Consider the following 5449-nt stretch of genomic DNA (forward strand, 5'->3'; position numbering starts at 1 on the left):
AGGACGGCAAGCTCAAGTGCTACTGGACCAGCACCACCAACAACATGCAGGCCGGCCCCAACGTCAACCAGGAAATCTATCCGGGCTGGCGCAACCCGGCGGCTTTTGTTGTGGTTTCCGACGTGTATCCGACGGTGTCCGCGATGGCCGCCGACCTGATCCTGCCCTCGGCCATGTGGACCGAGAAGGAAGGCGCCTTCGGCAACGCCGAGCGGCGTACCCAGGTGTGGCGCCAGCAGGTCAAGGCGCCGGGCGAAGCCCGCTCCGACCTGTGGCAGTTCATGGAGTTCTCCAAGCGCTTCAAGGTTGAAGAAGTGTGGCCGTTGGATCTGATCGCCAAGAAGCCCGAGCTGAAGGGCAAGACGCTCTACGACGTGCTGTACGCCAACAAGGTGGTCAACAAGTTCCCGAAGAGCGAGCTGGCCAAGGTGAACGATCACGCCATCAAGGGCTACACCAACGACGAAGCCGAGGCTTTCGGCTTTTACGTGCAGAAGGGCCTGTTCGAGGAATACGCCCAGTTCGGTCGCGGCCACGGTCACGATCTGGCCAACTTCGACGTCTATCACAAGGCGCGCGGCCTGCGCTGGCCGGTCGTCGATGGCAAGGAAACCCTGTGGCGCTACCGTGAAGGCTACGACCCCTACGTGAAGACCGGTGAGGGCGTGAAGTTCTACGGCCACAAGGACGGCAAGGCGGTCATCTTCGCGCTGCCCTACCAGGATCCCCCCGAGAAGCCTGACGCCGAGTTCGACATGTGGCTGTGCACCGGCCGCGTGCTTGAGCACTGGCACACCGGCACCATGACCCGCCGGGTGCCCGAGCTGCACAAGGCTGTTCCCGAAGCCCAGGTGTTTATGCACCCCGACGACGCCAAGAAGCGCGGCCTGCAGCGCGGCATGGTGGTCAAGGTTCTGTCCCGTCGCGGCGAGATGACCGCCCGCCTCGAGACCAAGGGCCGCAACAAGCCGCCGGTCGGGCTGATCTTCGTGCCCTTCTTTGACGAATCGAAGCTGGTGAACAAGCTCACCCTTGACGCCACCTGCCCGATCTCCAAGCAAACCGACTACAAGAAGTGCGCCGTCAAGGTGGTGCGCGCCTGACGACTGCGGGGGACGTGTAGGGAACGTGTAGGGGCGGCTTCAGCCGCCCGCCTTTCCGTTGATCAAGCTCGGGCGGCTGAAGCCGCCCCTACATAGCCCCCACACCCACCAAGCATCCAGCTATCCGACTGATCATGGACACCGGCAAGAAAACCGCCCGCAAAGTCACCGAAGCCGTTTCACCGGCTTCGGCGGCGCGGCGCAAGTTCATCAACAGCGTCGCCGCCGCTGCCGGTGGCGGCTGCCTGCTCGCGCTGGGCGCCGGCTTGTATTCCAGGAGCGCGTCGGCGCTGCCGGCCCAGGCTTTGCGCCCGCCCGGCGCCTTGCCCGAGCCGGATTTTCTGGCGGCCTGCGTGCGCTGCGGGCTGTGCGTGCGCGATTGCCCCTACGACATTCTCAAGCTGTCCGACCTGGGTGACACGGTTGCAACGGGCACGCCTTACTTCACCGCCCGGAAGATCGCCTGTGAAATGTGCGAGGACATTCCCTGCGTGAAGGCCTGCCCCACCGGCGCCCTCGACCGGCAGCTCACCGACATCAACCAGGCCCGGATGGGCCTTGCGGCCCTCGTCGACCACGAGAGCTGCCTCAATTTTCTCGGCCTGCGCTGTGACGTGTGCTATCGCGTGTGCCCGGTGATCGACAAGGCGATCACCCTCGAAACCCAGCACAACCCGCGCTCCGACCGCCACGCCATGCTGCTGCCCACGGTGCATTCGGATCATTGCACCGGCTGCGGCAAGTGCGAGAAATCCTGCGTGCTGCCCGAGGCGGCGATCAAGGTTTTCCCGCGCGCGCTGGCCCAGGGCGCGCTGCCCGCCCACTACCGCAAGGGCTGGGAAGAAAAAGCCCGCCACGGCGGCTCGCTGATCGGCGAGCAGGTGGAGTTGCCGGTGCGCGGCTTCGAAGGCCCCACCGCCGGCCGCAGCGCCACCGAAACGGTGCTTGCTCCGAGCGCGCCGGCGCCGGCCGTGCAGGCTCCGGCAGTGCCTGCCGCGCCCAAGACCCCGCCGGGCATCAACTCCCACTGGAAGCCCTGAACCATGGCGACCATCCCCCTTCCGATCAAGCCCGCCGCCGCAGCCTGTGCGCCGGCGCGCAGCCTCTGGCAGCGCCAGCGCTGGCTGATCCTGCGCCGCACCAGCCAGCTGCTGATCCTGCTGGCCTTTCTGTCCGGGCCGTGGTTCGGGCTCTGGATTGCCAAGGGCAACCTGTCCTCGTCGCTCACGCTGGGCGTGTTGCCGCTGACCGACCCGCTGTTGCTGCTGCAAACCCTCGCCACCGGCCATGTGCCGTATGCGGCGGCGTTCACCGGCGCGGCCATCGTGCTGGTGTTCTATCTGCTGTTCGGCGGGCGAATCTTTTGCAGCTGGGTGTGCCCGGTGAATGTCGTCACCGACGCCGCCGCGTGGTCGCGTCGCCGCCTTGGCATCAAGACCGGCCGCGTGCCCGACGCCGACACCCGCTACTGGCTGCTCGGCGGCACCCTGGTGGCGTCGGCCCTGACCGGCACGCTGGCCTGGGAATGGGTCAATCCGGTGTCGCTGTTTCACCGCGCGCTGATCTTCGGCATGGGCGGGGCGGTGTTCGTGATCGGCGGCATTTTTTTATACGACCTGCTGGTGGCAAGCCGGGGCTGGTGTGGCCACCTGTGCCCGGTGGGCGCGTTTTACGGCCTGCTCGGCAAGACGGCGCTGGTCCGCGTTGCGGCGCCCAACCGCAAGGCCTGCGACGACTGCATGGATTGTTTTACCGTGTGCCCCGAACCCCAGGTGATCCGCCCGGCCCTCAAGAAGGTCGGGCAGGAGAGCCCCCTGATACTGGCTTCAGACTGCACCACCTGCGGCCGCTGCATTGATGTGTGTGACAAACAGGTTTTCAAAATGACCCATAGGTTCGACCAAAGGAGCGAGTGATGAACAAGCCGACCTTCAATTCCGCCCGCTTGCGGGCTGCTGCACTGGCGCTGTGCCTGGCCCAGACTTTCCTCGCTCCCGTTGCCGCCGTGGCTGCCTCCGAGCCGCCGATCAAGCTGATGAGCCTGCGCGGTGCCGAGATCAACGCCAGCGACCCGGAAGGCGACGGCACCCGCTACGGCCGTGACCAGCCGCCGCTGCCGCGCGATTTCGTCCAGCAGCCGCCACTGATCCCGCACACGATCAAGGGCTACACCGTGACCAAGAACTTCAACAAGTGCCTGGACTGCCACGCCTGGGCGCGCGCCAAGGAAACCGGCGCAACCAAGATCTCGGTCACCCACTTCAAGACCCGTGACGGCGAAGAGCTGTCCAGCGTGTCGCCGCGGCGCTATTTCTGCAACCAGTGCCACGTGCCCCAGAGCGACGCCAAGCCACTGGTGGGCAACACCTTCAAGCCCGGCACCGGCATGCGCTGAAGCATAGACAAGGGAGTACGGACAAATGGATACCAACAAGAAGGGCCTGATCGGCCGAATCCGCACTCTGGGCTGGGGTTTTGCCGCGATGCTGTTCATCGCCGGCATCCTGTTCTGGGGCGCTTTCAACACGGCCATGGAATGGACCAACCGGGAAGAATTCTGCATCTCGTGCCACGAGATGAAGGACAACGTCTACCAGGAGTATCGCAACACCATCCACGCCTCGAACCGCTCCGGCGTGCGCGCCACCTGCCCGGATTGCCACGTGCCGAAGGCGTGGGGCCCCAAGATGATCAGGAAGATCCAGGCCTCCAACGAAGTGCTGCACAAGGTTCTCGGCACCATCGACACGCCCGAGAAGTTCAACGCCAAGCGGCTCGAGCTGGCCAAGCATGAATGGGACCGGATGAAGAAGACCGACTCCCGCGAGTGCCGCAACTGCCACAACTACGATGGTTTCGACTACGCCGAACAGGGCCGTCGTTCCTCGAAGATGCACCAGACCGGCCTCAACGAAGGCAAGACCTGCATCGATTGTCACAAGGGCATCGCCCACACGCTGCCGGAAGTGGAGCAGGCGATCGGTGCGCCGAAGGATGGCGCCACGCCTGAAGAGTTCCACCCGCCGGTGGCGCCCGAACAAGCCAGGCCGGAAGCTGAAAAAGCACCCAGGGGCTGACAGAGCAAGGAGGAGGGGGAGCAGAACGCCGGGCTGAAAGGCCCGGTATGGGGAGTAGGCGGGCCGCTATTGCGGCCCGTTTGCTTTTCTCCGGAGCCGGCCGGGGAGCGCTACGATAAGGGTTGCGGGTGCGTTCTGCCGGATGCGCCGACTTTCACCACTTGCCGGAGGTTTTCATGGCTGATTCCCTGCTCGCCAACAAGCGTGTCCTCATCACCCAGGCGGATGCCTTCATGGGCCCCGCGCTGTGCGGCGTCTTTGCCGCCCACGGTGCCACGGTGATCGCCAGCACCGCGTCGCTCGTCGGCCCCGATGCGCCGGCGGCTGTCGTGGCGGCGGCCGGTGACATCGACGTGCTGATTGCCAACCTGGCCATTCCGGCGCCCGCCACACCGGCGCTGGAGGTGACCGAAGACGAATGGCGCGAGGTGTTTGCCGCGCTGGTGGACCCGCTGCCCCGCCTGTGCCGGGCGGTGCTGCCGGCGATGATCGCGCGGCGGGCCGGCAAGATCGTGGTGATGGGCAGCGCGTCGGCCCTGCGCGGCATGAAGCGCGCGTCCAGCTACAGCGCCGCCCGCGGTGCCCAGCTGGCCTACGTGCAGGCGCTGGGGGTCGAAATGGCACCTCACAACGTGCAGATCAACGTGATCGCGCAGAACTTCGTCGATAACCCCACCTACTTCCCGCCCGAGGTCCAGGCCAATCCGCGCTTTCAGGAGCGTTTGCAGCGCGAGGTGCCCCTCGGCCGGCTCGTCGGTGCCGAAGAGGACGCGGAATTTGCGGCCTATCTCGCCGGCAAGGCGGCCGACTGCTTCGTCGGGCAGGTCTTTCCGATGTGTGGCGGATGGGTGCCGCGCTGAAGCGTGGCCCCGGCCGCGGTGCTATGCTTTTCAGACCGACTGACCCCCTGAAGGCGAGGCTGGCATGAGCAAGAAACTCCCCCTGATGCCCGACGTGCTGAACGACAGGCCCGGTGTGTATGACACCGGAACCGGCGCCATCAAGACCATCGAGGCCAACCCCGGCTTTCCCGGAGTTGAGCGCATCACGGTACGCAGCTACTGCGGCCGCAGTGACGACGACAGCCGCTATTACCGCCTGACGGCCGAGCCCGGCCGTGTTTTTAGCACCCTCGAAGAGGCTGTTGCGGCCCGCAAGGTGCGCCTCACCTGAGTGCGGTAGATACTGTTATCCCCGTCAAGCTCCGTGAAGCGCTGGCTGGAAGGTCTGCCCCGACTTGAGCACGCCGTAGCTGACCTGGACGAGCTT

The 5449-nt window shown here is 65.6% G+C and carries 7 protein-coding genes; all 7 read left to right on the forward strand.

Annotated features, from left to right (window positions below; all coding sequences use genetic code 11):
- Positions 1-1103: molybdopterin dinucleotide binding domain-containing protein (locus Q1W26_RS04360; protein WP_300436366.1), on the forward strand; the 1103-nt coding region annotated here is incomplete at its 5' end.
- 134 nt (positions 1104-1237) lie between these two features.
- Positions 1238-2143, forward strand: a complete 906-nt coding sequence (gene napG / locus Q1W26_RS04365) for a ferredoxin-type protein NapG (protein ID WP_300436369.1) — start codon at positions 1238-1240, stop codon at positions 2141-2143.
- 3 nt (positions 2144-2146) lie between these two features.
- Positions 2147-3019, forward strand: coding sequence for a quinol dehydrogenase ferredoxin subunit NapH (gene napH, locus Q1W26_RS04370; protein WP_300436371.1), 873 nt, complete (start codon positions 2147-2149; stop codon positions 3017-3019).
- Complete coding sequence (locus tag Q1W26_RS04375) at positions 3019-3498, forward strand: nitrate reductase cytochrome c-type subunit (protein ID WP_300436374.1); 480 nt, start codon at positions 3019-3021, stop codon at positions 3496-3498. The genes napH and Q1W26_RS04375 overlap by 1 nt, the downstream gene beginning before the upstream one ends.
- Before the next feature lie 25 nt (positions 3499-3523).
- Positions 3524-4180, forward strand: coding sequence for a NapC/NirT family cytochrome c (locus Q1W26_RS04380; RefSeq protein ID WP_300436377.1), 657 nt, complete (start codon positions 3524-3526; stop codon positions 4178-4180).
- A gap of 176 nt (positions 4181-4356) precedes the next feature.
- On the forward strand, positions 4357-5040 hold the full coding sequence (locus Q1W26_RS04385; protein WP_300436379.1) for an SDR family oxidoreductase: 684 nt from the start codon (positions 4357-4359) through the stop codon (positions 5038-5040).
- A gap of 64 nt (positions 5041-5104) precedes the next feature.
- Complete coding sequence (locus Q1W26_RS04390; RefSeq protein WP_300436382.1) at positions 5105-5353, forward strand: hypothetical protein; 249 nt, start codon at positions 5105-5107, stop codon at positions 5351-5353.
- Positions 5354-5449 lie beyond the last annotated feature (96 nt).

The organism is Zoogloea sp. (genome assembly GCF_030157465.1).
Taxonomy (GTDB): Bacteria; Pseudomonadota; Gammaproteobacteria; order Burkholderiales; family Rhodocyclaceae; genus Zoogloea.